This window comes from Paracoccus sp. NFXS7, from assembly GCF_040148865.1.
GTDB lineage: Bacteria > Pseudomonadota > Alphaproteobacteria > Rhodobacterales > Rhodobacteraceae > Paracoccus > Paracoccus marcusii.
Genome location: NZ_JAKEKV010000009.1, coordinates 88,271 through 114,496, shown reverse-complemented (window position 1 = coordinate 114,496; position 26,226 = coordinate 88,271). Strand labels below are relative to the sequence as shown.

Annotated in this window: 28 protein-coding genes; 13 read left to right on the top strand and 15 right to left on the bottom strand. The window is 69.0% G+C overall.

Going from position 1 to position 26,226, the window contains the following annotated elements; all coding sequences use genetic code 11:
* Positions 1–28: 28 nt before the first annotated feature.
* Genes LZ686_RS15005 through LZ686_RS14995 form a run of 3 tightly spaced genes read left to right on the top strand, consistent with a single transcriptional unit; the run spans position 29 to position 2,825 of the window.
* Positions 29–901 (top strand): ABC transporter permease, encoded by an 873-nt coding sequence (locus LZ686_RS15005; RefSeq protein ID WP_046000153.1) that lies wholly within the window; start codon positions 29–31, stop codon positions 899–901.
* Complete coding sequence (locus LZ686_RS15000) at positions 898–1,710, top strand: ABC transporter permease (protein ID WP_148910523.1); 813 nt, start codon at positions 898–900, stop codon at positions 1,708–1,710. Before LZ686_RS15005 ends, LZ686_RS15000 begins: the two co-directional genes overlap by 4 nt.
* Before the next feature lie 14 nt (positions 1,711–1,724).
* Complete coding sequence (locus LZ686_RS14995; protein WP_349548347.1) at positions 1,725–2,825, top strand: ABC transporter ATP-binding protein; 1,101 nt, start codon at positions 1,725–1,727, stop codon at positions 2,823–2,825.
* A 21-nt stretch (positions 2,826–2,846) separates the two neighbouring features.
* Here LZ686_RS14995 and LZ686_RS14990 read toward each other — a convergent pair whose 3' ends face one another.
* From LZ686_RS14990 to LZ686_RS14965, 6 genes are read right to left on the bottom strand one after another with little or no spacing between them, the layout of a single operon-like run.
* Complete coding sequence (locus tag LZ686_RS14990) at positions 2,847–4,175, bottom strand: cytochrome P450 (RefSeq protein WP_349548318.1); 1,329 nt, start codon at positions 4,173–4,175, stop codon at positions 2,847–2,849.
* Complete coding sequence (locus tag LZ686_RS14985; RefSeq protein ID WP_349548317.1) at positions 4,172–5,335, bottom strand: alpha/beta hydrolase family protein; 1,164 nt, start codon at positions 5,333–5,335, stop codon at positions 4,172–4,174. The genes LZ686_RS14990 and LZ686_RS14985 overlap by 4 nt, the downstream gene beginning before the upstream one ends.
* 59 nt (positions 5,336–5,394) lie before the next feature.
* Positions 5,395–6,078: a M48 family metallopeptidase gene (locus LZ686_RS14980; RefSeq protein WP_045981511.1), complete on the bottom strand. Its 684-nt coding sequence runs from the start codon at positions 6,076–6,078 to the stop codon at positions 5,395–5,397.
* 5 nt (positions 6,079–6,083) lie between these two features.
* Positions 6,084–6,665: a DedA family protein gene (locus LZ686_RS14975; protein ID WP_295165946.1), complete on the bottom strand. Its 582-nt coding sequence runs from the start codon at positions 6,663–6,665 to the stop codon at positions 6,084–6,086.
* The gene (locus tag LZ686_RS14970; protein WP_349548316.1) at positions 6,662–7,843 is read right to left on the bottom strand and encodes a vWA domain-containing protein; all 1,182 of its coding nucleotides are present in this window, start codon (positions 7,841–7,843) and stop codon (positions 6,662–6,664) included. Before LZ686_RS14970 ends, LZ686_RS14975 begins: the two co-directional genes overlap by 4 nt.
* Positions 7,843–8,007, bottom strand: a complete 165-nt coding sequence (locus LZ686_RS14965) for a hypothetical protein (protein WP_164871398.1) — start codon at positions 8,005–8,007, stop codon at positions 7,843–7,845. The genes LZ686_RS14970 and LZ686_RS14965 overlap by 1 nt, the downstream gene beginning before the upstream one ends.
* A 124-nt stretch (positions 8,008–8,131) precedes the next feature.
* Here LZ686_RS14965 and LZ686_RS14960 point away from each other — a divergent pair, with 124 nt between their 5' ends.
* Positions 8,132–9,730 (top strand): GMC family oxidoreductase, encoded by a 1,599-nt coding sequence (locus tag LZ686_RS14960; protein ID WP_349548315.1) that lies wholly within the window; start codon positions 8,132–8,134, stop codon positions 9,728–9,730.
* On the opposite strand, the gene LZ686_RS14955 is transcribed toward LZ686_RS14960, so the two are convergent.
* The 5 genes from LZ686_RS14955 to LZ686_RS14935 all read right to left on the bottom strand — a co-directional run bounded on the left by LZ686_RS14955 (position 9,727) and on the right by LZ686_RS14935 (position 14,575).
* A complete protein-coding gene (locus tag LZ686_RS14955) occupies positions 9,727–11,022 on the bottom strand; it encodes a GH1 family beta-glucosidase (protein WP_349548314.1) in 1,296 nt (431 codons plus the stop codon). The two genes, LZ686_RS14960 and LZ686_RS14955, sit on opposite strands and share 4 nt — an antisense overlap.
* A gap of 72 nt (positions 11,023–11,094) precedes the next feature.
* Positions 11,095–11,910 (bottom strand): metal ABC transporter permease, encoded by an 816-nt coding sequence (locus LZ686_RS14950; protein WP_349548313.1) that lies wholly within the window; start codon positions 11,908–11,910, stop codon positions 11,095–11,097.
* The gene (locus tag LZ686_RS14945) at positions 11,907–12,767 is read right to left on the bottom strand and encodes a metal ABC transporter permease (RefSeq protein WP_349548312.1); all 861 of its coding nucleotides are present in this window, start codon (positions 12,765–12,767) and stop codon (positions 11,907–11,909) included. Before LZ686_RS14945 ends, LZ686_RS14950 begins: the two co-directional genes overlap by 4 nt.
* A 67-nt stretch (positions 12,768–12,834) precedes the next feature.
* Positions 12,835–13,707, bottom strand: coding sequence for a manganese/iron ABC transporter ATP-binding protein (locus LZ686_RS14940; protein ID WP_349548311.1), 873 nt, complete (start codon positions 13,705–13,707; stop codon positions 12,835–12,837).
* Complete coding sequence (locus tag LZ686_RS14935) at positions 13,700–14,575, bottom strand: metal ABC transporter solute-binding protein, Zn/Mn family (protein WP_349548310.1); 876 nt, start codon at positions 14,573–14,575, stop codon at positions 13,700–13,702. Before LZ686_RS14935 ends, LZ686_RS14940 begins: the two co-directional genes overlap by 8 nt.
* A 97-nt stretch (positions 14,576–14,672) precedes the next feature.
* Here LZ686_RS14935 and LZ686_RS14930 point away from each other — a divergent pair, with 97 nt between their 5' ends.
* A complete protein-coding gene (locus LZ686_RS14930; protein ID WP_148910514.1) occupies positions 14,673–15,089 on the top strand; it encodes a Fur family transcriptional regulator in 417 nt (138 codons plus the stop codon).
* On the top strand, positions 15,089–15,445 hold the full coding sequence (locus LZ686_RS14925) for a YigZ family protein (protein ID WP_349548309.1): 357 nt from the start codon (positions 15,089–15,091) through the stop codon (positions 15,443–15,445). The genes LZ686_RS14930 and LZ686_RS14925 overlap by 1 nt, the downstream gene beginning before the upstream one ends.
* Before the next feature lie 24 nt (positions 15,446–15,469).
* Here LZ686_RS14925 and LZ686_RS14920 read toward each other — a convergent pair whose 3' ends face one another.
* The 4 genes from LZ686_RS14920 to LZ686_RS14905 form a co-directional block, all read right to left on the bottom strand.
* Positions 15,470–16,447: a zinc-binding dehydrogenase gene (locus LZ686_RS14920; RefSeq protein ID WP_349548308.1), complete on the bottom strand. Its 978-nt coding sequence runs from the start codon at positions 16,445–16,447 to the stop codon at positions 15,470–15,472.
* Positions 16,448–16,544: 97 nt separating this feature from the next.
* Positions 16,545–16,808 (bottom strand): DUF6525 family protein, encoded by a 264-nt coding sequence (locus LZ686_RS14915; RefSeq protein ID WP_349548346.1) that lies wholly within the window; start codon positions 16,806–16,808, stop codon positions 16,545–16,547.
* A complete protein-coding gene (locus LZ686_RS14910) occupies positions 16,808–17,440 on the bottom strand; it encodes a DUF1826 domain-containing protein (RefSeq protein WP_349548307.1) in 633 nt (210 codons plus the stop codon). The genes LZ686_RS14915 and LZ686_RS14910 overlap by 1 nt, the downstream gene beginning before the upstream one ends.
* The gene (locus LZ686_RS14905; RefSeq protein ID WP_349548306.1) at positions 17,437–18,654 is read right to left on the bottom strand and encodes a GTP-binding protein; all 1,218 of its coding nucleotides are present in this window, start codon (positions 18,652–18,654) and stop codon (positions 17,437–17,439) included. The genes LZ686_RS14910 and LZ686_RS14905 overlap by 4 nt, the downstream gene beginning before the upstream one ends.
* A gap of 121 nt (positions 18,655–18,775) precedes the next feature.
* Between LZ686_RS14905 and LZ686_RS14900 the strand changes: the two genes are divergently transcribed.
* The 7 genes from LZ686_RS14900 to LZ686_RS14870 all read left to right on the top strand — a co-directional run bounded on the left by LZ686_RS14900 (position 18,776) and on the right by LZ686_RS14870 (position 26,136).
* The gene (locus tag LZ686_RS14900) at positions 18,776–20,641 is read left to right on the top strand and encodes an ABC-F family ATP-binding cassette domain-containing protein (RefSeq protein ID WP_127898001.1); all 1,866 of its coding nucleotides are present in this window, start codon (positions 18,776–18,778) and stop codon (positions 20,639–20,641) included.
* A 127-nt stretch (positions 20,642–20,768) separates the two neighbouring features.
* Entirely contained in the window at positions 20,769–21,509 is a 741-nt protein-coding gene (locus LZ686_RS14895; RefSeq protein ID WP_349548305.1) for a MipA/OmpV family protein, read from the top strand.
* 177 nt (positions 21,510–21,686) lie between these two features.
* Entirely contained in the window at positions 21,687–22,850 is a 1,164-nt protein-coding gene (locus LZ686_RS14890) for an ABC transporter substrate-binding protein (protein ID WP_349548304.1), read from the top strand.
* Positions 22,851–22,854: 4 nt separating this feature from the next.
* Entirely contained in the window at positions 22,855–23,772 is a 918-nt protein-coding gene (locus LZ686_RS14885) for a branched-chain amino acid ABC transporter permease (protein WP_349548303.1), read from the top strand.
* On the top strand, positions 23,769–24,713 hold the full coding sequence (locus LZ686_RS14880) for a branched-chain amino acid ABC transporter permease (RefSeq protein ID WP_349548302.1): 945 nt from the start codon (positions 23,769–23,771) through the stop codon (positions 24,711–24,713). The genes LZ686_RS14885 and LZ686_RS14880 overlap by 4 nt, the downstream gene beginning before the upstream one ends.
* A complete protein-coding gene (locus LZ686_RS14875; RefSeq protein ID WP_349548301.1) occupies positions 24,710–25,450 on the top strand; it encodes an ABC transporter ATP-binding protein in 741 nt (246 codons plus the stop codon). The genes LZ686_RS14880 and LZ686_RS14875 overlap by 4 nt, the downstream gene beginning before the upstream one ends.
* Positions 25,450–26,136: an ABC transporter ATP-binding protein gene (locus tag LZ686_RS14870; RefSeq protein WP_349548300.1), complete on the top strand. Its 687-nt coding sequence runs from the start codon at positions 25,450–25,452 to the stop codon at positions 26,134–26,136. Before LZ686_RS14875 ends, LZ686_RS14870 begins: the two co-directional genes overlap by 1 nt.
* The last annotated feature ends 90 nt before the right edge of the window (positions 26,137–26,226 follow it).

Below are 26,226 nucleotides of genomic sequence, written 5' to 3'. Positions count from 1 at the left end.
CCGGCGGGGCGGACGGAAGGGGATCGCCATGGCAAAGGCCAAGTTCGACGACCAGGCACGGGCCGGGCTGTCGCTGATCGCGCCGCCGTTCCTGTATGCGCTGGTGATCCTGGCGGCGCCGCTGCTGACCATCCTGGCCTACAGCTTCCTGACCGACGGCTATCTTGAGATCATCCGCGACTTCACGCTGGACAATTATACCCAGGTGCTGACCGACCCGATCGTGCGCACCGTCATGCTGCGGTCGCTGGTCGTGGCGGCCATCGTGACGCTGGCGACCGTGGTGATGGCCTTTCCGGTCGCCTATTACGTCAGCTTCTGCGTGCGGCCCGAAAAGAAGGCCATGTGGCTGTTCCTGATCACGATTCCCTTCTGGACCAGCTATCTGATCCGGGTGTTCCTGTGGAAGGTGATCCTGGGATATAACGGGGTCATCAACTCGTCCCTGACCGGGCTTGGCATCATCGACGAGCCGCTGACCTTCATCCTCTACAACACCAACGCCATCGTGCTGACGCTGGCGCATGCCTATGCGCCCTTCGCGATCCTGCCGATCTTCGTGGCGCTGGAAAAGATCGACCGCTCCCTGCTGGAGGCCGGGCGCGATCTGGGCGAAAGCCGGCTGATGACCTTCTGGCGGGTGACGCTGCCGCTGGCGATGCCGGGCGTCATCGCGGCGGTGCTGATCGTGTTCATCCCGACCATCGGCGACTATGTCACGCCCGAGGTGATCGGCGGCGGCAAGATCCCGATGATCGCCAACCTGATCCAGGTCCAGATGCTGGCGCTGGACAACCGGCCCCTGGGATCGGCGCTGGCGGTGACGGCCATGGCCATCGTGGCGGTGGTCAGCCTGGTCTTCCTGTTCCTCAACCGCCGCTTCCTCAAGGTGCGCCAATGAACCGCCAGGGACGCGGCCTGCAGGCCTATGCAATCTTCTATCTGCTGTTCCTGTATGCGCCGATCATCCTGCTGCCGATGTTCGCGTTCAACTCGGGCACGATCATCGCCTTTCCGCTGCAGGGGGTGACGACAGACTGGTTCCGGCAGATGTGGGCCGACGCGACGCTGCGCCGGGCGCTGACCAATTCGCTGACCGTGGCGGTGGCCTCGTCCATCCTGGCCACCTGCTTTGGCATCTTCGCGGCGCGCGCCTCGACCCGCTTCGTGTTTCCGGGCAAGGGCGGGATGATGGGGTTCATCATGCTGCCCATGGTGCTGCCGGAAATCATCGTGGCCATGTCGCTGCTGGTCGTGCTGCTGGGCATGGGGGTGCAGCTGTCGCTGATGACCGTCATCGCGGGGCACACGCTGATCTGCATGCCCTATGCCATCGCCGTGCTGACCACCGCCTTCTCGTCGCTGGACCGCAGCCTGGAGGAGGCGGCCTATGACCTGGGCGAAAGCAAGTGGGGCGCGTTCCGTCTGGTCACGCTGCCCTTGGTCATGCCGGGCATCATCAGCGCGCTGCTGATCAGCTTCACCATCAGCCTGGACGAGTTCATCCTGGCCTTCTTTTTGGCAGGGAACGAACCGACGCTGCCCACCTACATCTTCAGCCAGCTGCGTTTTCCGCGCGCGATCCCCGTCATCATGGCGTTGGGCACGGTGCTGGTGATCCTGTCGGTCGTCCTTCTGGCGATCGGCGAATATTTCCGCCGCCGGGGCAATGCCCGCATCGGCGGCAAGCCCACCGGAGGGTTGATGTGACCGAAGCCAAGCCGATGATCGAATGTCAGGGCGTCCACAAGTATTACGGCGACTATCACGCGCTGCGCGGGATCGACCTGACCATCCGCGCCGGAGAGTTCTTCTCCCTGCTGGGCCCGTCAGGCTGCGGCAAGACCACGCTTCTGCGCACCATCGCGGGTTTCGAGGACATCAGCGACGGCGCCATCCTGATCGGCGGCAAGCGCATGGAGGAGGTGCCCGCGAACAAGCGGCCCACCAACATGGTGTTCCAGTCCTATGCCATCTTCCCGCACCTGACGGTCGCCGAGAACGTGGCCTTCGGCCTGCGCCGCGATCCGCGCGGCAAGGCCGAGAAGGCCGCCGCGGTCGAGGAGGCGCTGGCCATGGTCGGCCTGAAGGGATACGGCGCGCGGTCCGCCCATGCCCTGTCGGGCGGCCAGCGGCAGCGGGTGGCCCTGGCGCGCGCGCTGATCCTGAAGCCCAAGGTGCTGCTGCTGGACGAGCCGCTCTCCGCCCTGGACCGCAAGATGCGCGAGCAGATGCAGGTCGAGCTGATCAAGTTGCAGCGGCAGGTGGGCATCACCTTCGTCCTGGTCACCCATGACCAGGAGGAGGCGCTGGTCATGTCCGACCGCATCGCCGTCATGTTCGAGGGAGAGATCGCGCAGCTGGACGGCCCCGAGGCCCTCTATGCCCGGCCGGCCACGCGCCGGGTCGCCGATTTCATCGGGGTGATGAACTTCCTGCCCGCCACGATCCTGTCGGAGATGGGCGGCACGGTCACCGTCGATGTCGCAGGCCTGGGCAGGGTCGAGCTGCCCGAGCGCCAGATCAGCCGCGCCAACCCGGACGACGAGGGGGACGTGATCGGCTTCCGCCCCGAGACGATGACCCTGGTCGCTCCGGGCGCGACCCACACGCAGCCGCGCGAGACCAACGCCACCATCGACGAGGTCGTCTATTACGGCGACATGACCTATTATGACCTGCGCCTGGACGGGGTCGCGCGCGACGACGGCAGGTCGCGCACGGTCCGCATCTCCATGCGCAACGTCTTTGGCCGCGACGTGCAGGAGGTCGGCACGCGGACCCGCCTGGCCTGGTCGCCCGGATCGCTGGTGCTGTTTCGCTGACGCGAAGGGTGTCCTGTTCCGCTAGCGCGGCGTCAGCCTGACCCAGATCCCGTCGCGCGCCCGGATCGTCAGCCGCGCCACGGGCATCGGCTGGCGGTCGGTCACCTCCAGCCGCCACCGCGCGGTGATCGCGGCCAGCATCACCACCCCCTCGACCATCGCCAGCCCCGCGCCGGGGCAGGCGCGCGGCCCGGCCGAGAACGGCAGGAAGGCCGCGCGGGCGCTGGCCTTGCCCTCGGGGCTGTCCCACCGGGCGGGGTCGAAATCGTCGGGCCGGTCCCACAGCCGGTTGTGCCGGTGCAGATGCCACGGAGAGATGACCAGCTGCGCCCCGCGCGGCACGGGCCGGTCGCGGAACGTCTCGGGGGCGGTGGCCTCACGCGCAAACATCGCGACGGCCGGATACAGGCGCAGCGCCTCGCGGAACACGGCACGCGTGGCGCGCAACCCGCCGACGCTGGCGAAGTCGTTCAGGGTCGCGGCCTCTGCCGCCACGCGCTCCTGCCAGTCGGGATGGGCGGCCAGCAACCACAGCGCCCAGGCCAGGACCGAGGCGCTGGTCTCATGCCCGGCCAGGAACATGACCGCGACCTGGTCGATCATCTCGGCTTCGGAAAACGGCGTGCCGGTCTCGGGGTCGGGAGTGGTCATGATCCGCGTGGCCAGATCGTCGGGCGCCGTGCCCGCCGCGATGGCCCGGCGACGTTCGCGCACCAGATCGCCGATCAGCCCGCGAATGCGCGCGGCGGTGGCGCGGGTGCGGCGCGAATGGGGCCGCGGCATCCAGGCGGGCAGGGGCAGCAGGGCCGCCAGGTTCACCAGGGGTTGAGCGGCCTGATGGTCGCGGAACGCCTCGAACACGTCGGACGCAATGCGGTGTTCGACGGGCATCGAGAACAGCGTGCGAAAGATCACGTCGGCGGCGGCATGGGCGGCCTGCGGCTCGATGTCCTGCACCCCCGGCGCCAGCCGCTGGCTGGCCGCGCGTGCGGCGGCCAACACGGCGGGAAAGCTGTCGCGCAGGCGGCCGCCGTCAAAGGCCGGGTCGATGATGCGCCGCTGGCGCGCCCAATCCGTGCCGTTCGCGATGAAGACGCCGTTGCCTAACAGTGGCGCCAGACCCTCGCGCATGCGGTTCGATTTCGGGAAATCGCCGGGGCGGTCCTGCAGGATCAGCCGGATCAGCGCCGGGTCGTTGCAGAAGAAGCTGTGGATCACCGGACTGCGGAATTCCGCCATCCACGCGCCGTACAGGCGTTCCGGCAGCGCGCCCAGCAGGTCGCGCCTGAACCCGCGGATCAGCCCGCGCAGGGTGCCGCGCCCCTCCGCTCCCCGGGGCCGGGGCGTCACCGCGCGCCCACGGGCCGGGTGATCCGCCCCGGCGACGGCTTGCGCCCGGCGAACCGCTGCGCCAGCGTCCGCGGCCCGGCGGTGATCGCGAAATAGTCGTAATCGCCCGGCCGATCAAAGGCGCACAGATACTGGAAATGCAGCTTGAACCATCGGTTCTTCAACGCGGCCTGCCGGTCGGGCGACAGCGTGTGCGTGAACGCCGCCGAAATCACCAGCGGCCAGCGCTGGTCCAGGCCGGCCTGTCCGCAGACCGCCACCGGATCGCACAGCGCGAAACAGCAGGCATCGCCCGGCGCCGTCACGTCCAGCCAGAACAACCCGTCGCTGCGCGCAAGCCAGCCCAGGTCGTCGCGCAGCCGCCCAGCATCGGGCAGGAACGCCGCCATCGGCACCACATGCCCAAGCGTCAGCAGCGACAAAGCCGGGCCGGGGTCGACACGTTCTCGCAGCAGATCGGCCAACAGCGACACCGCCAGATAGGCGCCCGAGGAATGGCCGACGACCAGCACCTCGTCCGGTCCGTCGTCCAGGATCGTTATCAGGCGGGCGCGGAACTGGGCCAGCCGGTCCTCCAGCGCGGGGGGATAGGCGCCGCGATGGCGCGCGGTGAAGGCGTAATCGTGCATCAGGTAATAGGCGAACAGCCGGTGATCCAGCCGCCGCCCCAGGACCAGCACGCCCCAGGCCACCGCCAGCCCCACGGGCAGGCCCGGCCAACCGCCGACGGCCGACGCCGCCAGCCCCCCAGCCAGCAAAGCCAGCACCAGCTGTGCCAGCAGCACCGCGATGGGATAAAGCGCCGCGATGACCGGCCCGCGCCGCAGCCGCATCAGCCGCGACAGGGTGCCCGTCGCGATATAGGTCCAGGACGTCCGCGCCAGCTGTGCGAACGTCCCCGCGATGCCCTGCCGCATCGAGGCCTGAACGATGTCGGACCACAGCGCGACCTCGATCACGGTGGTGGTGTCGCGACCCTCGACCCGGCCGTGGACGGCCCAGGCAAAGCCCTGCGCCTGCGCCTTGGTGATGCGCAGCCGGTGGCCCGAAATCCGCGCCTGATCCGCGGCCTCGCGCCGATACAGCTCGCGATAGCGGCGCGGCGGGATGGGGTCGAAACCCGGCAGGTACAGGATGTGGCGGCGGAACGGTGCGGTCATGGGGGCCCTTGACTGTCCGGCACCACCTTAGGTGGAAATGCCGCGGCGGCAAGACCCGGTCAGCCGCGCCAGCGTGCCTCGTGCGCCTCGATCGCGGCGATGCGGCGGGCGGCGGGGGGGTGGGACAGGAACCATGCGGGGGCGCCTGCGCCACCGCTGCCGGTCAGGCGGTCCAGCTTGCGGAACAGCGATTTCTGCGGGGCGGTGCCAAGGCCCGCCTTGATCATCAGGGCGCTGGCGAAGCGGTCGGCCTCGAACTCATCCTGGCGCGACAGGCGGGCGGCGACGGCGGTCGCGATCAGGTTGGCGATCCAGGCGCCGATGCCCGGCAGGATGCGCCCCAGAACCCCGGCCAGCGCCATGCGGATCGCGTTCTGCCCCGCGAAATCGATCATCCGGCGGCGCGAATGGCCCAGGCTGACATGGCCCAGTTCGTGCGCGATGACGCTGGCCAGTTCCTCGGGCGTGACCTCTTCGGCGTCCAGCTTGCGCAGGAAGCCGCGGGTCAGGAAGATGCGCCCGTCGGGGGCGGCAAGGCCGTTCACCGGCTCGATCTCATAGACATGGGCGCGGATCGGGGGCAGGTCCATCGCGCGGCCAAGTCGGTCCAGCATGGGCGTCAGGCGCGGATGGGTCAGCGGCGTGGCCTTCTGGTTCAGCTCCTGCCGAAGGCGCCATGCGGAAAAGAACCACATCGCGACCAGATACAGCGCCAGCAGGATGAAGGGCAGGTAACGCATCATGGTTCTTATATGGCGGCGCCGGACCGGCGATGCCAGAGCCTGCGCCCCGCCCAGATTGCCGCAGCCAGCACCGCGGCCGCCGCCAGCGCCTTGAGCGCCGCGGCCTCGTCCCCGCGAAAGCCGCGCCCGGCCAGATGCCCCGCGCCCAGATGCAGCGTGGCCCAGATCGCCTCTCCGGGGACCGAGGCGGCCATGAACCGCGCCAGCGACAGCCCCGCGGCCCCCGCGACGTAATTGGTGGCCGGACCAAGCGGCGTGACCAGCCAGCGCGACAGGAACACCGCCCCCGCGCCGCGCCGGGCGATCAGCGCCTGCGCCCGCGCCAGGATCGCCCCCCGCCTGCCGCGCATCAGCCACGGCCGCATCCGGCGCGCCAGCAGGAACGCCGCCGCGTCGCCCGCGCTGGCCCCCAGCACCGCGCCCGCGCCGATCAGCCCCAGGTCCAGGTGCCCGGTCCCCGTCAGCGCCCCCGCTGCCACCAGCACCGCCGAGGTCGGCACCGGGACCATCATGCAGGACAGGAACGCCATCGCCCCCACCAGCCACGGCCCCCAGACCGGCAGCAGGGCCGTCAGCTGGGCGATCATCCCAGCACCCGCATGGCGCGCGTCAGCCCGTCCAGCGTCAGGGGCAGCATCCGGTCGGGAAAGACCTGCTGCACCATGCCGATGGACTGGGTGTATCCCCAATGCGCCTCGGGGACGGGGTTCAGCCAGGCATGGTCGGGCCAGGCCCCGGCAAGGCGCTGCAGCCAGACCTGCCCGGATTCGGGATTCCAGTGTTCGTTGGCCCCGCCCGGCACCGCGATCTCGTAGGGCGACATCGACGCGTCGCCCACCACGATGCATTTGTAGTCGCGGCCATAGCGGTGCAGCACGTCCCAGGTGGGCGTCTGCGCGTCCCACCGGCGGCGGTTGTCGGTCCACACGCCTTCGTACAGGCAGTTGTGGAAATAGAAATGCTGCATGTGCTTGAACTCGGCGCGGGCAGCGCTGAACAGCTCGTCCACCACGCGGATATGGTCATCCATGCTGCCGCCCACGTCCAGGAACAGCAGCACCTTGACCGCGTTGCGCCGTTCGGGCCGCGTCTGCACGTCGATATAGCCGTGGTCGGCGGTGGCGCGGATCGTGCCGGGCAGGTCCAGCTCGTCCGCGGCGCCGTGGCGGGCCCATTGGCGCAACCGCTTCAGCGCGACCTTGATGTTGCGGGTGCCCAGTTCGGCGGTGTCGTCGAAGTCGCGGAACTCGCGCTTGTCCCAGACCTTGACGGCGCGGCGGTGGCGGCTGCCGTCCTGGCCGATGCGCACGCCTTCGGGGTTGTAGCCATAGGCACCGAAGGGCGAGGTGCCCGCGGTACCGACCCACTTGTTGCCGCCCTGATGGCGCCCCTGCTGTTCGGCCAGCCGCTTGCGCAGCGTATCCATCAGCGCCTGCAGGCTGCCCAGGCCCTGGACCTGCGCCTTTTCGTCGTCCGACAGCAGCCTTTCGGCCAGCTTCTCCAGCCACCCTTCGGGCAGGGCGCGGGGGTCCAGCAGGTCGCCGACATCGACCTGTTCAAGCCCCGAGAACGTGTCCGAGAACGCGCGGTCGAAGCGGTCGATATGGCGTTCGTCCTTGACCAGCACCAGCCGAGCCAGGCCGTGGAACCCCTCGACCGTCATGCCGTCCAGGCCGGCGCCCATGCCCTCCATCAGATCCAGCCATTCCCGCAGCGAGACGGGAACCCCGTGCCTGCGCAGATTGTCCAGAAAGGGCAGGAACATCAGCTCATCCGATGAACGATGATCGTGGCGACGACGCCGATCATGGCCAGGCCAAGCGCGAAGGCCACCGCATACTGGATGCGGTCGGCGCGGGTGCCGCCCAGCTGGCCGGCGCGGCGCCAGCCCAGGATGGCACCGATGATGACGGCTGCGATGACGATCATGACGGTCCTTCCCATGGCACCCAAGGCCCCCAGCAGATACCGCGCCCGGCCCCCGCCCGCAACCGCGACCGCTTGTCCCCGCGCGGCCGTGCCACTAGCGTCGCCACCGGGACGGAGGATCGGCATGCAGGATTTCGGCGATTACGACTATATCATCGTGGGCGCGGGCTCGGGCGGGTGCGTGCTGGCGAACCGGCTGTCGGCCGATCCCGCGAACCGGGTCCTGCTGCTGGAGGCGGGGGGGCATGACAACCGCTTCTGGGTGCATGTGCCGGTGGGCTATCTCTATGCGATGGGCAACCCGACGCTGGACTGGTGCTATCAGACAGATCCGGAACCCGGTCTGAACGGCCGCCGCCTGAACTATCCGCGCGGGCGCGTTCTGGGCGGGTGTTCGTCGATCAACGGCATGATCTACATGCGCGGGCAGGCGGCCGATTACGACCGCTGGCGGCAGATGGGCAACGCGGGCTGGTCCTGGTCCGACGTGCTGCCGCATTTCCGCGCGACGGAGCGTCATTACGAACCGGCCTGCGACATCCACGGCGACCAAGGCGAATTGCGGGTCGAACAGCAGCGGCTGCGCTGGCCGATCCTGGACGCGGTGGCCCAGGCCGCGCAGGAGCTGGGCCTGCCCGCCAACCCTGACTTCAACCGGGGCGACAACCTGGGCGTCGGCTATTTTCCGGTCACGCAGCGCAAGGGCATCCGCTGGAACGCAAGGAAGGCCTTCCTGAACCCCGCCCGCGGCCGCCCCAACCTGCGGATCGAGACGGATGCCCAGGTCCTGCGCCTGCAGATGGACGGCCGCCGCGTTACGGGCGTCCTGTTCGACCAGCACGGCCAGCGCCGGCTGGCGCGCGCGCGGGGCGAGGTGATCCTGGCCGCGGGCGCAGTCAATTCGCCCGCGTTGCTGGAGCTTTCGGGCATCGGACAGCCGGATCGCCTGGCGGCCCTGGGCATCGCGCCGGTCCACGCCCTGCCGGGGGTGGGCGAGAACCTGCAGGATCACCTGCAGCTGCGCACCGTGTTCCGCATCCGGGGCGCGCGGACGCTGAACGACCGGGCGCGAACGATCTGGGGCAAGGCCGGCATCGCGCTGGAATACGCGTTGCGTCGGACGGGGCCGATGGCGATGGCGCCCAGCCAGCTGGGGATATTCGCGAAATCGTCCGATGCGTTCGACACGCCCAACATCGAATATCACGTGCAGCCGTTGTCCCTGGGCAAGTTCGGCGACCCGCTGGACGATTTTTCGGGGCTGACGGTGTCGGTCTGCAACCTGCGGCCTGAAAGCACGGGGTCCGTGCACATCACCGCGCCCGATCCCCGGACGGCCCCCGCCATCGCGCCGCGCTATCTGACGACCGAGGGCGACCGACAGGTGGCCATCGACAGCCTGCGCCATGCGCGCCGCCTGATGGCGACCGCCCGCATGGCCGAATTCGCGCCCGAGGAGCACAAGCCGGGCGCGCATCTGCAAAGCGACGCCGATCTGGCGCAGGCGGCGGGAGAGGTCGGCACGACCATCTTCCACCCGGTCGGCACGACGCGGATGGGGTCGGACCCGATGGCCGTGGTCGATGCGCAGCTGCGCGTGCACGGGCTGTCGGGCCTGCGCATCGCCGATGCCGGGGTGATGCCCGCGATCGTGTCGGGCAACACCCATGCACCGGTCACGATGATCGCGGACAAGGCGGCGGGGATGATCCTGGCGCGTTAGGTCAGCATGGCGCGGAACGCGTGCCAGCTGGCCTTGGGGGTCCGCACCATCGTGTCATAGTCCACATGGACCAGGCCGAAGCGCGGGCCGTATCCCCAGCCCCATTCGTAATTGTCCAGCAGCGACCAGTAGAAGAACCCGCGCACGTCCACGCCCTGATCCATCGCCGCCTTGGTCGCGCGCAGGTGATCGCCGATGAACCGGATGCGGGCCTGATCGTCGGTCGGTACCTCGGAGGCCATGCCGTTCTCGGTGACATACAGCGGCAGGTTGCCGGTGTGGTCGCGCGCCAGGCGGGTCAGGAATTCGGTCAGGCCCTCGGGGCGGATCTCCCAGTCCATCTGGGTCTTGGGCAGGGGGCCCGGCACCTCGGAGGCGTGGGGCCACAGCCCGTCGTTCCGGGTGTACAGGCGCCGGGTGTAGTAGTTGACCCCCAGCCAGTCCAGCGGCTGCGCGATCAGGTCCATGTCATCCTGCCAGCGGTCGGGCAGATGCGGCCCGATCCCGGCCAGCGCGGCGTCCGGGTATCCCTGGCCCATCAGCGCGCGGATGAACCACTGGTTATAGATCGCGTCCTGCGTCTCTGCCGCCTGTTCCGCCTCGGCGGTGGTGTCGGCGGGGTGGCTGGTCTCGAAGTTCAGCACGATGCCCAGGTTCGTGGCGCCATCCGCCCGCAGCGCCTGCATCGCGGTGCCATGCGCCAGCAGGACGTGGTGCATGGCGCGGCTGGCGGCGCGGATGTCACGCAGGCCGGGGGCGTGGTGGCCGAGGAAATGCGACAGCCAGGCGATGCACCAAGGCTCGTTCAGGGTGGCGGCCGATGCCACGCGGTCCCCGATGCGGGCGTTGATCGTGGTGCACAGGTCCGCGAAACGCTGCGCGATGTCGCGGTTCTGCCAGCCGCCCTGCGACGACAGCGCCGCGGGCAGATCCCAGTGGTGATAGGTCAGGAAGGGTTTCAGGCCGCGTTCCAGCATGCCGTCGACCAGCTTGTCGTAGAAATCCAGACCATCGGGGTTCACCGTCACCCCGTCCGGCATCACCCGCGCCCAGGAGGTCGAAAAGCGATAGCCGTCAAAGCCTGCGTCGCGGATCAGGTCCAGGTCCTGCGGCCACAGCCGCAGGTGATCGCAGGCGCGGCTGCCGTCGCTGTTATCCATGATGTTGCCGGGCGTGGCGGCAAAGGTGTCCCAATGCGACGGGCCCGCGCCGGCCGTGCCCTCGATCTGATAGGCCGAGGTGGCGGCGCCGAAGGTGAAACCTGCGGGAAAGTCGGTGCGGGGCGGCAGCATGGGGGATCCTCCTGATGGCGCAACCATGCTGGCATGTCCGCGCGGGGCGGGAAAGGGGTCAGGCGCCGCCGTTCACGCGCGCGGCGCCATCTGCCGCCTGGCAAAGGCCAGCACGAAGACCGCGGTCAGGATCACGATGATCGTGGGGGCGGGCGCGCTGTCCAGCCAGAAGCTGGCCCAGATGCCTGCCAGCGCGCTGGCCACCGCGATGGCGGTCGCCAGCGCCATCATCACGGCCAGCCGGCGGGTCAGCAGAAAGGCGATGGCGCCGGGCGCGATCAGCAGCCCCACGGCCAGGATGATTCCCACCGCCGACAGCATCGCCACGACCGAGGCCGCGATCATCGCCAGCATCCCGTAATGCAGCCAGCCCGCCCGCAGCCCCGACACCCGCGCCTGCACCGGATCGAAGGCCAGCAGCGCAAAGTCCCGCCATTTCAGCAGGAGCGCCAGCGTCACCACGGCGGCGATGGGCAGGGCCTGGGCAAAATCGCCCGGCCCGATGCCCAGGATGTTGCCGAACAGGATATGGTCCAGATGCACCCCGGGCGGAAAGACCGTGAACAGGATCAGGCCGACGGCGAACATGCCCGCCATGACCACGCCAAGCGCGGTGTCGGACTTGATGCGGCTGTTGGCGTCCAGCCAGCCCGACGACAGCGCGCAGACCATGCCCGCCGCGAAGGCCCCGACCAGCAGCGGCAGGCCCAGGGCATAGGCCAGCACGATGCCCGGCAGGACCGCGTGGCTGATCCCGTCGCCCATCAGCGCCCAGCCCTTGAGGACCAGAAAGCAGGACAGCAGCGCGGCGGGCACCGCGACGATCACCGCGATTAGCGCCGCGTCCGCCATGACGGGAAAGGTGAAGGGCAGGATCAGCGCATTCATGGCTGCGCCCTGACGGCATCACGGGCGCGGCGGCGCGTGGCGCGCAGCCCGTGGGTGGGGGCGAAGGTGAAGGCCGCCAGGAAGATCAGCGTCTGCAGCGTCACGATGATGCCGCCCGTGGCCCCGTCCAAGAAGAAGCTGGCATAGGCGCCGATGGCCGAGGTCGTCGTGCCGATCACGACCGAGATCACGATCAGCCGCGGAAAGCGGTCGGTCAGCAGATAGGCCGTGGCCCCCGGCGTCACCACCAGGGCGATGACCAGGAAGGCGCCGACGGTCTGCATCGCCGCCACGGTCGAGGCCGCCAGCAGGGTGAAGAACAGCGCCTTCATGCGGTTCGGATGCAGGCCGATGGTGCGGGCGTGAACCTCGTCGAAGAAGACCACCATCAGGTCGCGCCATTTCATCAGAAGGATCGCCAGCGAGACGGTCGAGATCAGCACCAGTTGGATCACGTCGCCCGGCGCGATGGCCAGGATGTTGCCCATGGTGATCGCCTGCAGGTCCACCGCGACCGGGTTCAGAGACACCATGAACAGCCCGATGCCGAAGAAGCCGGTGAAGATCAGCCCGATGATCGCGTCCTGTTTGAGCCCCGTCCGGGTGTTCAGGAACAGCATGGTCAGCGCCGCCAGCCCGCCCGACAGGAAGGCGCCAAGCGCGAAGGGCAGGCCCAGCATGTAGGCCCCCGCCACGCCCGGCACGATGGAATGGGACAGCGCGTCGCCGATCAGGCTCCACCCCTTGAGCATCAGGTAGGCCGAGAGAAAGGCGCAGACGCCCCCGACCAGGGCCGAGACCCAGATCGCGGTCGCCATGTAGCCATAGGTGAAGGGCGTCAGGGCCAGGTCGATCATCGGGGGTCGCGCGCGGGGGTTTTGCACCCCCGCACCCCCGCAGGGTATTGGCGCAAAGGAGAAATGCTCATGCGCCGCCCCCCGTCCGGTGACGGTCGTCGTAGAAGATCAGCGGGCGTTCGTCGTCAGTGAAGACGTCCACGTTGCGCGCGTCCGCGTCGGCGTGCAGGTCGGTGCCGCCCAGCATGAAGTGGCGCAGCGTGCCGCCGAAGGCCTGGCGGAGGTTGGCGGGGGTGAAGGTGGTTTCCGTCGGACCCGAGGCCAGCACCGTGCCTTTGACCAGCACCACGCGGTCGCAATATTCCGGGACCGAACCCAGATCGTGGGTCGAGACCAGCATCACCCGTCCTTCGTCGCGCATCTGGCGCAGCAGGGTGATGATCGTCTGTTCGGTCTGCACATCGACGCCGGTGAAGGGTTCGTCCAGCAGGATCACCCGCGCCTCCTGTGCCAAGGCTCGTGCCAGGAAAACGCGCTTTTTCTGGCCGCCGGACAGTTCGCCGATCTGGCGGGTGGCGTAATCGGTCAGGCCGACGCGGGCCAGTGCGTCGGTCACCGCCTGTCGGTCTGCAGGGCGGGCGCGGCGCAGAAAGCCCATATGGCCGTAGCGGCCCATCATCACCACGTCGCGCACCAGAACCGGAAAGGTCCAGTCGACCTCCTCCGCCTGCGGGACATACGCGACCAAGTTGCGCGACAGCGCATGGCGGACGGGCAACCCCAGGATGCGCACCTGGCCCGTGGCGTGGGGCAGCAGGTCCATCAGCGCCTTGAACAGCGTCGATTTTCCCGCGCCGTTCACGCCGACCAGCGCGGTCACCGACCCTTGCGGCACGGTGAAGCTGGCCTGCGCCAGCGCGCGGTGGCCGTTGCGATAGGCGACGGTCAGGTCGTTGACCTCGATGCCCAGAGGATCATGGGGGGCGTGGGGATCAGCCATCGGCCAGCGCGTCCACGATGGTCTGCGATGTGACCCGCAGCAGGTCCAGATAGGTGGGCACCGGCCCGTCCGTGTCCGACAGGCTGTCCACATAGAGGACGCCGCCATAGTCCGCCCCGGTTTCCGCTGCGATGCTGCGCGCCGGACGGTCCGAGATGGTGCTTTCCGAGAAGATCACCGGCGCGCCGGTGTCGCGCATGGCGTCGATCAGGGCACGGACCTGCTGGGGCGTGCCCTGGCCTTCGGCATTGATGGGCCAGAGATACATCTCGGTCAGGCCGAAATCGCGGGCCAGATAGCTGAAGGCGCCTTCGGAGGTGACCAGATAGCGGCGATCCTGGGGCAGGGCCCGGGCGGCGTCGCGCAGCGGGCCCACGACATCAGCGATCTGCTGCTTGTAGTCGTCCGCATTCGCGGCATAGGCGGCGGCATTGTCGGGGTCGGCCTGGGCCATCGCGGCGGCGATGTTGTCGACATAGATCTGTGCCGAATCCAGCGCCATCCAGGCATGGGGGTTCGGCTTGCCTTCGTAATCGCCGCTGCGGATCGGCAGGGGGTCGATGCCCTGCGTCACCGTGACGATGGGCACGTCGCCCGCACGGTCCAGGTATTGCTGCGCCCATCCGTCCAGATTCAGCCCGTTGACCAGCACCAGGTCCGCATCGGCGATGCCGATGATGTCGCGCGGGCTGGGTTGATAGTCGTGGATCTCGGCCCCCGGCGGGGTGATGGACCGCACCTCGGCCAGGTGGCCGCCAACGTTGCGGGCCATGTCGGCGATCACGGTGAAACTGGTGGCGACCTGCAGCTGGTCGGCGGTCGCATGGGTCGGGATCAGGAACAGGAACGGCGTCAGGAATCGATACATCGCATCCTCCAATGCCCCTGTTATCTGCGAACGGTTCGCAACTGTCAACAGTTGAGAACCAGTTGCAACTGGACCCCGGCTGCGGCAGAATGCGCGGATGACCAGACGACGTGCGGACAGGTTGGAGCAGGCGTTGCGGGATGCGGGGGTCCGCGTCACGCGCCAGCGCGCGGCGCTGCTGAAGGTGATCGCCGCGGCCGAGGACCACCCCGATGCGGCCGAGCTGCATGCCCGCGCGGTCACCGCCGGGGCGGGGGTGTCGCTGGCCACGGTCTATCGCACGCTGACGACGCTGCAGGCGCAGGGCGTGATCGAGAAGCTGGAATTCCAGGGCGAACCCGCCCGGTGGGAGGCCGCCGACCAGCGCCACCACGACCACATGATCGACGTGGACAGCGGCGAGGTCATGGAGTTCACCAACGAACGGATTGAGCGCCTTCAGGCCGAGATCGCCGCCGAGATGGGATATGACATCGTCCATCACCGGCTGGAGCTGTATGTGCGGCGGCGCTGATGCAAGTGTTCGACAAGATCATCAGCGACCGGGGCTCGCGCTATGCGGTGTCGGGCGGGCCGGCCGCCGACCGGGCGGCAGTGGCCGCGATGCTGGCCGAACTGACGCGGGTCAAGCGGTTCCAAAAGGCCACCCATCACAGCTGGGCCGCCATCGTGGGCGGAGAGGGCGTCAAGGACGATGACGGGGAAAGCGGCGCGGGGCAGCTGATCCTGCAGATGCTGGACCGCGCCGGCCTGCAGGATCATGTGGTCATCGTCACGCGCTGGTACGGCGGCAAGCATCTGGGCGGGGACCGGTTCCGGCATGTCGCCGATGCGGTGCGCCATTACCTGCGCGAGACGGGGGCGGGCTGACCCGGCGACGGGTCACCCCCTCGGTCAGGGCCGGAACATCACCTTGCCGGTGCGGCCCGGCGTCAGGGCGGCGGTGACGGCCTGGGTCGGTTCGTCCAGTCCGAAGGTGCCGCCCGCGGTCAGGTCCAGCTTGCCGTCCATGACCAGCCCGATCAGTTCGCCGAACATGCGCTGGCGATCCTCTGCCGGGGTGGCGGGCATCACCTTGGCACCCCAGAAGCCCTTGACGGACAGGTGCTTGAAGATGATCGGCCCGGCAGGCAGCTGCAGGTCCTCTCCGGTGGTCGAACCGAAGGTGACCAGCAGCCCCTCGGTCCCCAGCAGGTCGACCAGCCCCGCCGCGACCGCGCCGCCCACGGAATCGACCGCCGCGCGGGCGCCGTCCTTGCCGATGATCGCGCGGGCCTTGGCCACCCAGTCCGGGTCGCTGGTCGAGATGACGTCGGTCATGCCCATCGCGGTCAGTTCCTCGACCGCTTCGGGGCGGCGGACCAGGTTCAGCAGGCGCACGCCGCGCGACTGCGCCAGCACGGCCATGATCTTGCCCACCGCGCCGTTGGCGGCGGTCTGGATCACCCAGTCACCGCGCGATACGTGCAGGAATTCCAGCAGCGTGATGGCGCTGAAAGGCATGGCGATCAGCTGGGCCGCGGCCGCGTCGGGCATCTCGTCGGGGACGGGGATGGCGCCGGCGGCCTGGGCCAAGGCGTATTCGGCCCAGGACCCCTTGAGGCCCGCGACGGCAACGCGGCGGCCCTTCAGGGCGGGATCGACGCCGGGGCCGGTCTCCTCGACGATGCCCACGGCCTCGCTGCCGGCGGTGGCGGGCAGGTCGGGACGCACGCCGTAGTTGCCGCGGATGGTCCACAGGTCGTGATTGTGGATGGGCGACAGAAGCACGCGGACCAGCAGCTCGCCGTCCTGCGGGGCGGGACGGTCGGTGTCGGTCGACTGCAGCACATCGGCGGGTTCGCCGAAGCGGTCATGGGTGACGCTGCGCATAAGATATCCTTTCGGTCCTGTTCGTTGCAGCTGACCTAGGCATTGCCCCCCGCCGTTGCCAGTGCCGGCGCGCGCGCGGCGACAGGATGACTCCGCGTCAAGCGGCCCGTTCGGCGGGAACCTCGCGGGCCAGCGCCCGCGCCTCGGCCCGGTCCAGGGTGGCCAGGATCTGGCCGATCGTGGCCCCCCGCGCCCGCTGTCGCTGCCAGATGCGCAGGCAGGAGGCGGGCGACCAGGGGAGGGCGGCGCGGCTCAGCCAGGCGCGCAGCGGCGCAGGCAGCGCGTCGAAGGCCGCCATGGGGTCGCGCGTGCGCCGCCGCTGGCGCTGCGCGGTCCGGCCCAGATTGGCACAGCGGCGCATCAGCACGAGGCGGCCTCCTCCACCGGATCGACCACCACCAGCAGCCGCGTCTGGCCGGGGATGGCGGGCGGCGACCGGTGCAGGATGCCCGTCGGCTGGACCCCCCAGCTGCGGCCGCGGAACAGGGCGGCGGTGCCCGTGGGCATCTGCTGGATGCAGTCGACCTGGGCCGGACCACTGGCGGGACCGAACTGCGTGCCCGCCCCGCGCAGCGTGCAAAGCAGCCGTGCGCGCACTGCATCCAGATGCCATTTCGGACAGGACTGGCCATCCGTGACCTCGACCCGCAGGGTGACCATCAACGCGCCCAGGGAACGCGCCGCGTGCTGCGCCAGCTCGGCGATCTGGTCGATCAGCGCCCTGCGGTGATCGCAATCCGCCAGCGCGGCCGCGTCGCAGGCATGGCGCAGGGCCGTCGCGGCGTCCTGCGGGCGCAGGGTCTGGCGCAGACGCGGCAACCGGTCCGGCGGCAACGCGTCCAGCCAGGCCTGCCATGCAGGATCGGTGGTCCGCTGCCACAGCGCGACCGCGACGCCGGGCAGCGCGATCGTCCCCAGCACGCGCGGATCGTGGCCGCTGTTCATCGCCGTCGCGGGGGCGGGGGTCGGGCGCAGGGCGACGCGCTGGTTCATGCCGCGACCTCCGCCGCGCGGCGCCATGCGGGGAAGGGGTCGGGCAGGGCGGTCCAGCCGGCCGGGTTGTCGCCCCATTCCTCGCCCAGAAGGCAGGCGTCCAGGCGGGCGCGGATGCGATCCTCGTCCATGCCGGTGCCGATGAAGACCAGCTCCTGCCGCCGGTCGCCGAAGGGGTCGGACCAATGCGCGTCCAGATAGGCGCGCCCCTCGGGGTGGGTCGGCCAGCGGTCGCGCGGGACCGAGGCCCACCACTGCCCCAGGGGCCGGACCGAGGACAGCGCCCCCGCCAGAGAGAACTCGGCCACCCAGTCGGGCCGCGTGGCGACCCAGAAATGCCCCTTGGCGCGGATCACGCCGGGCAGGGGGCCGTTCAGCAGCTCGTGGATCTTGCGCGGCTCGAACGGCTGGCGGGCGCGATAGACGAAGCTGGCGACGCCGTATTCCTCGGTCTCGGGGGTGTGGTCGGCATGGCCGTACAGCTCCTTGGCCCACATCGGATGGGTATGGGCGCGGTCGGAATCAAACAGGCCGGTGTTCAGGATGTCGCGGGGCGCGACGCGGCTGTGATCCGTCTCGATGATGCGCGCGTCGGCGTTCAGCGCGCGGATGATCTTGCGCGCGGCGTCCACGCGGGCGGGTCCGGCATCGCTGCATTTGTTCAGCACGATCACGTCGGCAAATTCCATCTGGTCGGTCAGCAGATCGACCAGCGTGCGCGCATCGGCGTCGCCCATCACCTCTCCGCGGTCGGACAGGAAATCGTGGCTGGAGAAGTCGGCCGTCAGGTTCACCGCATCGACCACCGTCACCATCGTGTCCAGCCGCGCCACTTCGGACAGGCTGGCGCCGCTGTCATCCGCGAACTCGAAGGTGGTGGCGACGGGCAGCGGCTCGCTGATCCCGGTCGATTCGATCAGCAGGTAGTCGAACCGCCCCGCCTGGGCCAGGCGGCGCACCTCCAGCAGCAGGTCCTTGCGCAGGGTGCAGCAGATGCAGCCGTTCGACATCTCGACCAGAGTCTCCTGGGTCTGCGACATGCCGCCCTCGGCGCGGACCAGGTCGGCGTCGATGTTCACCTCGGACATGTCGTTGACGATGACGGCGACGCGCAGCCCGTCGCGATTGTTCAGGACGGCGTTCAGCAGGGTCGTCTTGCCGGCGCCCAGAAAGCCGGACAGGACGGTGACGGGCAGGCGGGGATCGTGGGTCATGGCAGGTCCTCGGTGCTGTGGCTGGTCAGGTTAGTTATAGTATAACATTACTGATGACAATCCTGCAGCCTGCCTTGCCCGCCCCATTGACGACCCGCCCCCGATGGGCCATGCCGCGCGGATGCTGCACATCGATGACATCTCCTATTCCATCCAGGGCCGCCCGCTGTTCGCCGGCGCCTCGGCATCCGTGCCCGAAGGGCACAAGGTCGGCCTTGTGGGTCCGAACGGCGCGGGCAAGACGACGCTGTTCAAGCTGATCCGTGGCGAACTGGGCCTGGACGGCGGCGCCATCAGCCTGCCGACGCGCGCCCGCATCGGCGGCGTGGCCCAGGAATCGGCCGCGACCGCGCTGTCCGTGCTGGAGACCGTCCTGGAGGCAGACCAGGAACGCACCGCCCTGATGGCGGAATCGCTGACCGCGACGGACGCGCATCGCATCGCGGACATCCAGACCCGCCTGACCGACATCGATGCCTGGTCGGCCGAGGCCCGCGCCGCGACGATCCTGGACGGGCTGGGCTTCGACACCGCAGACCAGCAGCGCCCGACGAGCGACTTCAGCGGCGGCTGGCGGATGCGCGTGGCGCTGGCGGGGGTGCTGTTCGCGCAGCCCGACCTGCTGCTTCTGGACGAACCGACCAACTATCTGGACCTGGAAGGCGCGCTGTGGCTGGAGACCTATCTGGCCCGCTATCCGCACACGGTCATCATCATCAGCCACGACCGCGGGCTGCTGAACCGCGCCGTCGGCCATATCCTGCATGTCGAGGACAAGAAGCTGACGCTGTATACCGGCGGCTATGACAGCTTCACCCGAATCCGCGCCGAAAAGCGCGCCCTGCAGGCCGCCGAGGCCAAGAAGCAGACCGAACGCCGCGCGCATCTGCAAAGCTTCGTCGACCGCTTTGGTGCCAAGGCCAGCAAGGCACGGCAGGCCCAGGCCCGCGTCAAGGCGCTGGCCAAGATGGAGCCGATCACCGCGCCCGAAGAGGCCAAGTTCTTCCGCTTCAGCTTTCCTCAGCCCGAGGAGCTGTCGCCCCCCATCGTCGCGATGGAAGGGGTCAATGTCGGCTATGGCGACCGCACCGTGCTGTCGCGCCTGGGGCTGCGCATCGATCAGGACGACCGCATCGCGCTGCTGGGCCGCAACGGTCAGGGCAAGTCGACCCTGTCCAAGCTGCTGGCCGGGCGCCTGACGCCGATGGCCGGCAAGGTGGTGCAGTCGAACAAGCTGCGCGTCGGCTATTTCGCCCAGCACCAGGTCGACGAGCTGTCGCTGGACGACACGCCGCTGGACCACATCCGCGCCGTGCGCCCGAACGAGGCGCAGGCGCGCCAGCGGGCCCGCCTTGCCGGTTTCGGCCTGATGGAGGCGCAGGTCGAGACCAAGGTCCGCGCCCTGTCCGGCGGCCAGAAGGCGCGCCTGTCGCTGCTGCTGGCCACGATTGACGCGCCGCATCTGCTGATCCTGGACGAACCGACCAACCACCTGGACATCGAAAGCCGCGAGGCCCTGTCCGAGGCGCTGAACGATTACACCGGCGCGGTCGTGCTGGTCAGCCACGACATGCACCTGCTGGGACTGGTCGCGGACCGGCTGTGGCTGGTCAAGGACGGCGCCGTCGCCCCCTACGAGGGCGATCTGGACGATTACCGCAAGTTCCTGCTGTCGGGCGACGCGCCCGCCGAGAAATCCGGCGAGAAGACCCCCGAGGCGCCAAAGCCCGCCGCCCCGAAAAAGCCGAACCGCGATGCGGTGCTGGCCCTGCGGTCCGACGTGCGCAAGTCCGAGGAGCGGGTCCAGAAGCTGACCGAGATGATGGGCAAGCTGGACGTCAAGCTGGCTGATCCGGGCCTCTACAACGATCCCTACGAGGCCGAGAAATGGGGCAAGAAGCGGGCCGAGGCCGTGCGCGCCCTGGCCTTTGCCGAGGAGCTGTGGATGGCCGCGCTGGAAAAGCTGGACGCGGCCGAAAAGGGCTGACGGCGGGGTGATCATCGCGCTGTTGCGAAAATGCGGCGCATGGCCCAGGATGAGACGCGGACAGGTTGTGCCTTGAGGGGCACGGCCATAGATACCCGGAAAGCCCTTTTTGCGCGGAATCGCCCCCATGAAATATGCCTTGGCCCTTGCCGTCCTGTTCGCCGTTCCCGCCCATGCGCAGGATTTCGGGGCAACCGGGGGGCGCACGTTCTCGGTCGATCTCGGCGTCGGTGCGGTGCTGCGCCCGGCCTATCCCGGTGCCGAGGATGCCGAGGTCGCGCCGTGGATCATCTGGCGCGACGCGGGCTTCGGTCCGGTCGGCACGGCCCCTGCGCAGGGATTCTCGATCGCGCCGTCCTTTGGCACCGTGGGCAAGCGTGAAAGCAGCGACGACGCGGCCCTGACGGGGCTGGACGATATCGACCGCGCCTATGAGCTGGGCCTGCGGGTCAGCTATGGCGCGGGGCCGGTGACGGCCTATGGCAGCGTGCGCCGCGGGTTCGAGGGCCATGAGGGCATCACCGGAGAGGTCGGCGCGAAGTACCGCACCGAGCTGAGCGACCGCGTGACCCTGTGGTCCGGGGCCGAGGTCGTCTATGGCAATGACGACTTCAACAACACCTATTTCGGCGTGACGCCCGCCGAAAGCGTGACCAGCGGCCTGCCCGCCAGCGCCCCCGGCGGCGGTCTGAACGAGGCCGCGATCACCTTCGAGGCGCGCTATGCCATCAACGACACCACCGCCGTCCTGGGCGAGGTGCGCTATGGCAAGCTGATCGGCGACGCCGGCGATTCGCCGGTCGTCCAGGAAGAATACCAGCCCTCGCTGCGCCTTGGCGTGACGCGTCGGTTCTCCTTCGGCTTCTGATCGCCGCAGGGTCAGGGGATCGGGGTCACGCGTGGCGCGGCCCCATTTTCTTGGCCAAATGTTTTAAGCCTGAAATAATTTCTTGACAGGTCGCGCCCGCCTGTTGCGTTCTGGTGTCAAGGCATCCGAACCGGGCCGCGACCAACGCGGTCCCCGCCAACAGGGAAAGACCGCACCATGACCCAGACCCGTTCGCTGATCGCGGCGCTTGCCGCAACGACCGCCCTGGCCGCCCCGGCCATGGCGCAGGACGACACGCTGACCGTGGGCGTGCTGCTGACGCTCTCCGGCCCCGGCGCCGTGCTGGGAGAGATGGCGCGCGACGGCTTCCTGCTGGCCGCCGAGGAGATCGGCGATCTGGGCGGCATGCCCACCGAAATCATCGTGGTCGATGACGAACAGAAGCCCGACGTCGCCGCCAACAAGGCGCGCGAGCTGGTCGAGCGGAACGGCGCGGATATCGTGGTCGGGCCGATCTTCTCGAACGTCGCGGGCGCCATCGTGCAGCCGGTGACGCAGGGCGGCGGCATCCTGATCAGCCCGAATGCCGGCCCGTCGAACCTGGCCGGGGCGGAATGCAACAAGGCCTTCTTCGCGACCTCCTATCAGAACGACCAGATGCACGAGGTGATGGGCGCCCATGCGCAGGCGCAGGGGTTCCAGAACGTCTTCCTGCTGGCCCCGAACTATCAGGCCGGGCAGGACGCGCTGGCGGGCTTCAGGAAAAGCTATACCGGCGGCGTCGCGGGCGAAATCTTCACCCAGATGGGTCAGCTGGACTATTCCGCCGAACTGGCCCAGATCGCCGCGATGCAGCCCGATGCGGTCTTTGCCTTCATGCCGGGCGGCATGGGCGTGAACCTGGTGCGCCAGTATCGCCAGGCCGGGCTGGAGGGCATCCCCTTCCTGTCGGCCTTCACCGTGGACGAGGCGACGCTGCCCGCGCAGGCCGAGGCGGCCTTGGGCTTCTTCGCCGGGTCGAACTGGGCGCCCGATCTGGACACGCCGGAAAACGCCGCCTTCGTCGCGGCCTATGAGGCGAAATACGGCCATGTGCCCGGCGTCTATGCCATGCAGGGCTATGACGCGGCGCGCCTGATCGACGGCGCGCTGCGCGAGGCGGGCGGCACCGACCGCGACGCGCTGATCGCGGCGCTGGAAAAGGCGCCCTTCACCTCGGTCCGCGGCGATTTCAGCTTTGGTCCCAACCACTTCCCGATCCAGGATTTCTACCTGACCACGGTCGTGCAGCGCGAGGATGGCAAGTTCGCCACTTCGGTCGTCGAGAAGATCTTCGACGACTATCAGGACAACTACGCCTCCAACTGCCAGATGAACTGAGCCGATGACCAGCCTGTTCCTGCTGCAGCTGCTGAACGGGGTGCAGCTGGGGGTCCTTCTGTTCCTGATCGCCGCCGGGCTGACCCTGGTCTTTGGGATCATGGATTTCGTGAACCTGGCCCATGGCGTGATCTACATGGTCGGCGCCTATCTGGTGGTGATGTTCGCGGGCCTGACCGGCAGCTACGGGCTGGGCCTCGTGCTGACGCTGCCCGCGACGCTGGTCATCGGGCTGGTGCTGGAGGCGCTGATCTTTCGCAGGCTCTATGACCGCCCGCATCTGGATCAGGTGCTGGCGACCTTCGGGCTGGTCATGGTGGTGACGGAGCTGGTCAAGATCATCTGGGGCCAGTCGCCGCTGTCGATCCTGCCGCCCGACGCGTTGTCGGGGTCGGTGCCGCTGGTGGGCGCGCTGCGCTATCCGGTGTTCCGGCTGGTGGTGATCGCGGCGGGGCTGGCGGTCGCGGTGGGGCTGTGGCTGGTCATCACGCGCACCCGCATCGGCATGCGCCTGCGGGCGGGCGCCACGAACCGCGCGATGGTGGGGGCGCTTGGCGTCGATATCGGGCGGCTCTTCACGGTCATCTTCGCCTTCGGCGCGATGCTGGCAGGGTTCGCGGGGGCGATGGTGGCACCCATCCTGTCGGTCGATCCGGGGATGGGGGAAAGCGTGCTGATCCTGGCCTTCGTGGTGATCGTCATTGGCGGTATCGGCTCGGTCAAGGGCGCCTTCGCGGGCGCGCTGCTGGTGGGCATCGTCGACACGCTGGGCCGCAGCTTCGGCCCGATCATCCTGCGCGCGGTGATGGAGCCGTCCGCCGCCGCCCAGACCGGGCGCGTGCTGGCGCCGATGCTGGTCTATGTGCTGATGGCCGCGATCCTGGCCGCCCGGCCGCAGGGTCTGTTTGGAGCGCGCCCATGACCCGCTGGCTGATGCGCCGCCGGGTTGCGGCCTGGGCGATCTTCGGCGGTTTCGCCCTGTTGCCGCTGATCGCGGCGATGACGGGCGACCCCTATCTGGTCGTGGTGGCGACGCGCATTCTGGCCTTTGCCATGGCCGCCTTGGCGCTGGACCTGATCCTGGGCTATGGCGGCATGGTCAGCTTTGGCCATGCGGCCTATCTGGGGATCGGCGCCTATGCGGTGGCGATCCTGTCGCGCGCGGGCATCACCGATCTGGGCGCGCATCTGGGCGTGGCGGTGGTCGCGGGGGCGGGTTTCGCGCTGGTCACCGGGGCGATCAGCCTGCGCACGCGGGGCATCTATTTCATCATGATCACGCTGGCCTTCGCGCAGATGGCCTATTTCTTCTTCGTCTCGCTCTCGGCCTATGGGGGCGATGACGGGGTGACGCTGACGGCGCGGTCCACCGTGCTGGGGCGGGACTGGCTGGCCGATGACCGGGTGCTCTATTACGCGGCGCTGGCGATGCTGGCGGGGCTCTATCTGCTCTGCGTGGCGATCACCGGGTCGCGCTTCGGCCGCGTGCTGACGGGCGCGCGCGAGAACCCGCTGCGGATGCAGGCGGTGGGCTTCACCCCCTTCCGGTTCCAGCTGACGGCCTTCGTCATCTCGGGCGCGATGACGGCCATCGCGGGGGTGATCCTGGCCAATCAGGCCAGCTTCGTCTCGCCCTCCTACATGAACTGGCACCGCTCGGGGGAACTGGTGGTGATGGTCGTCCTGGGCGGCATCGGCAACCTCTTGGGCGCCATCGCCGGGGCCACGCTGGCGCTGCTGCTGGAGGAATGGCTGGCGCTCTTTACCGAGCATTGGCGGCTGATCTTCGGCGCGCTGCTGATCCTGGTCGTGCTGTTCTCGCGCGATGGGCTGACCGGACTGTTCAGGGGGCGCGGGAAATGAGCCTTCTCTCCGTGCGCGGTTTGCGCAAGGCCTATGGCGCGCTGAAGGTCACCGACGATCTGGACCTGGAGGTCACCGAGGGCGAGCTGCACGCCATCATCGGCCCGAACGGGGCGGGGAAATCCACGCTGATCGCGCAGCTGTCCGGGCAGGCCGGGTCGGATGCCGGCTCGGTCCGCTTTGCGGGGGCCGAGATGATGGGCCGACCCATGCCCGCGCGGGTCCGGGCGGGCATGTCGCGCAGCTTCCAGATCACCTCGATCCTGCCGGGCTTCACCGTGCTGGAGAACGTGGCCACCGCCGTGCAGGCCCATGCGGGCAGCAGCTTCCGCTTCTTCGCCCCGGTGGCGCGGGATGCGGACCTGAACGCGCAGGCACTGGACGCGCTGTCCCGCGTGGGTCTGGCCGACCGCGCCGACACCCGCGCGGGCAGCCTGTCGCACGGAGAGAAGCGCGCGCTGGAGCTGGCCATCGCGCTGGCCACGCGGCCGCGTCTGCTGCTGCTGGACGAACCCCTGGCCGGGACCAGCGGGGCCGAGGCCGAGCGTCTGGTCCAGGTCATGGCGGGCCTGAAGAGGCAGGTGACGCTGGTGCTGATCGAACATGACATGGATGCGGTCTTTGCGCTGGCCGACCGGGTCAGCGTGCTTGTCTATGGCCGGATCATCGCGACGGGCACGCCCGATCAGGTCCGCGCCGATCCGGCGGTGCGCGCCGCCTATCTGGGGGATGCGTGATGCTGGTCGTCGAGGGGCTGCAGGCCGGTTACGGAGAGGCGCAGGTCCTCCACGACATCCACCTGTCGGTCGGGCAGGGGCAGGTGGTGACCCTGCTGGGCCGCAACGGCATGGGCAAGACGACGACGATCAGCACCATCTTCGGCCTGCTGGCGGCGCGGGGCGGGCGGGTCAGCATCGACGGGCGCGACGTGACCCGCGCCGCGCCGCACCGCATCGCGCGCGCGGGCCTGGGCCTGGTCCCCGAGGGGCGGCAGGTCTTTCCCACCCTGGACGTGCGCGAGAACCTGATCGCCACCGCGCGCCCCGGCCACTGGACCCTGCCGCGCGTCCTCGCGCTGTTCCCGCGCCTGGCCGAGCGCATGGGCCACAAGGGCAGCGAGCTGTCGGGCGGCGAGCAGCAGATGCTGGCCATCGGCCGGGCGCTGATGACCAACCCCCGCCTGATCGTGCTGGACGAGGCGACCGAGGGCCTGGCCCCCCTGATCCGGGACGAGATCTGGTCCTGCCTGACGCGCCTGAAGGACCAGGGCGAGGCGATTCTGATCGTGGACAAGAACCTGTCGGCCCTGACCCGCTTTGCCGACCACCATGTGGTGATCGAGAAGGGCCGCACCGTCTGGTCGGGCGACAATGCGCAGCTTTTGAACGATCCCGCTGTGGCAGAACGGCATCTGGGCGTCTGACGGACGCACATCCCCCTTTACCGGCGCGGCCTGCGCAACATAATAAGATGCATTGGTCTGCGGCGACTGCCGCCCGTTTTTTTCAGGAAT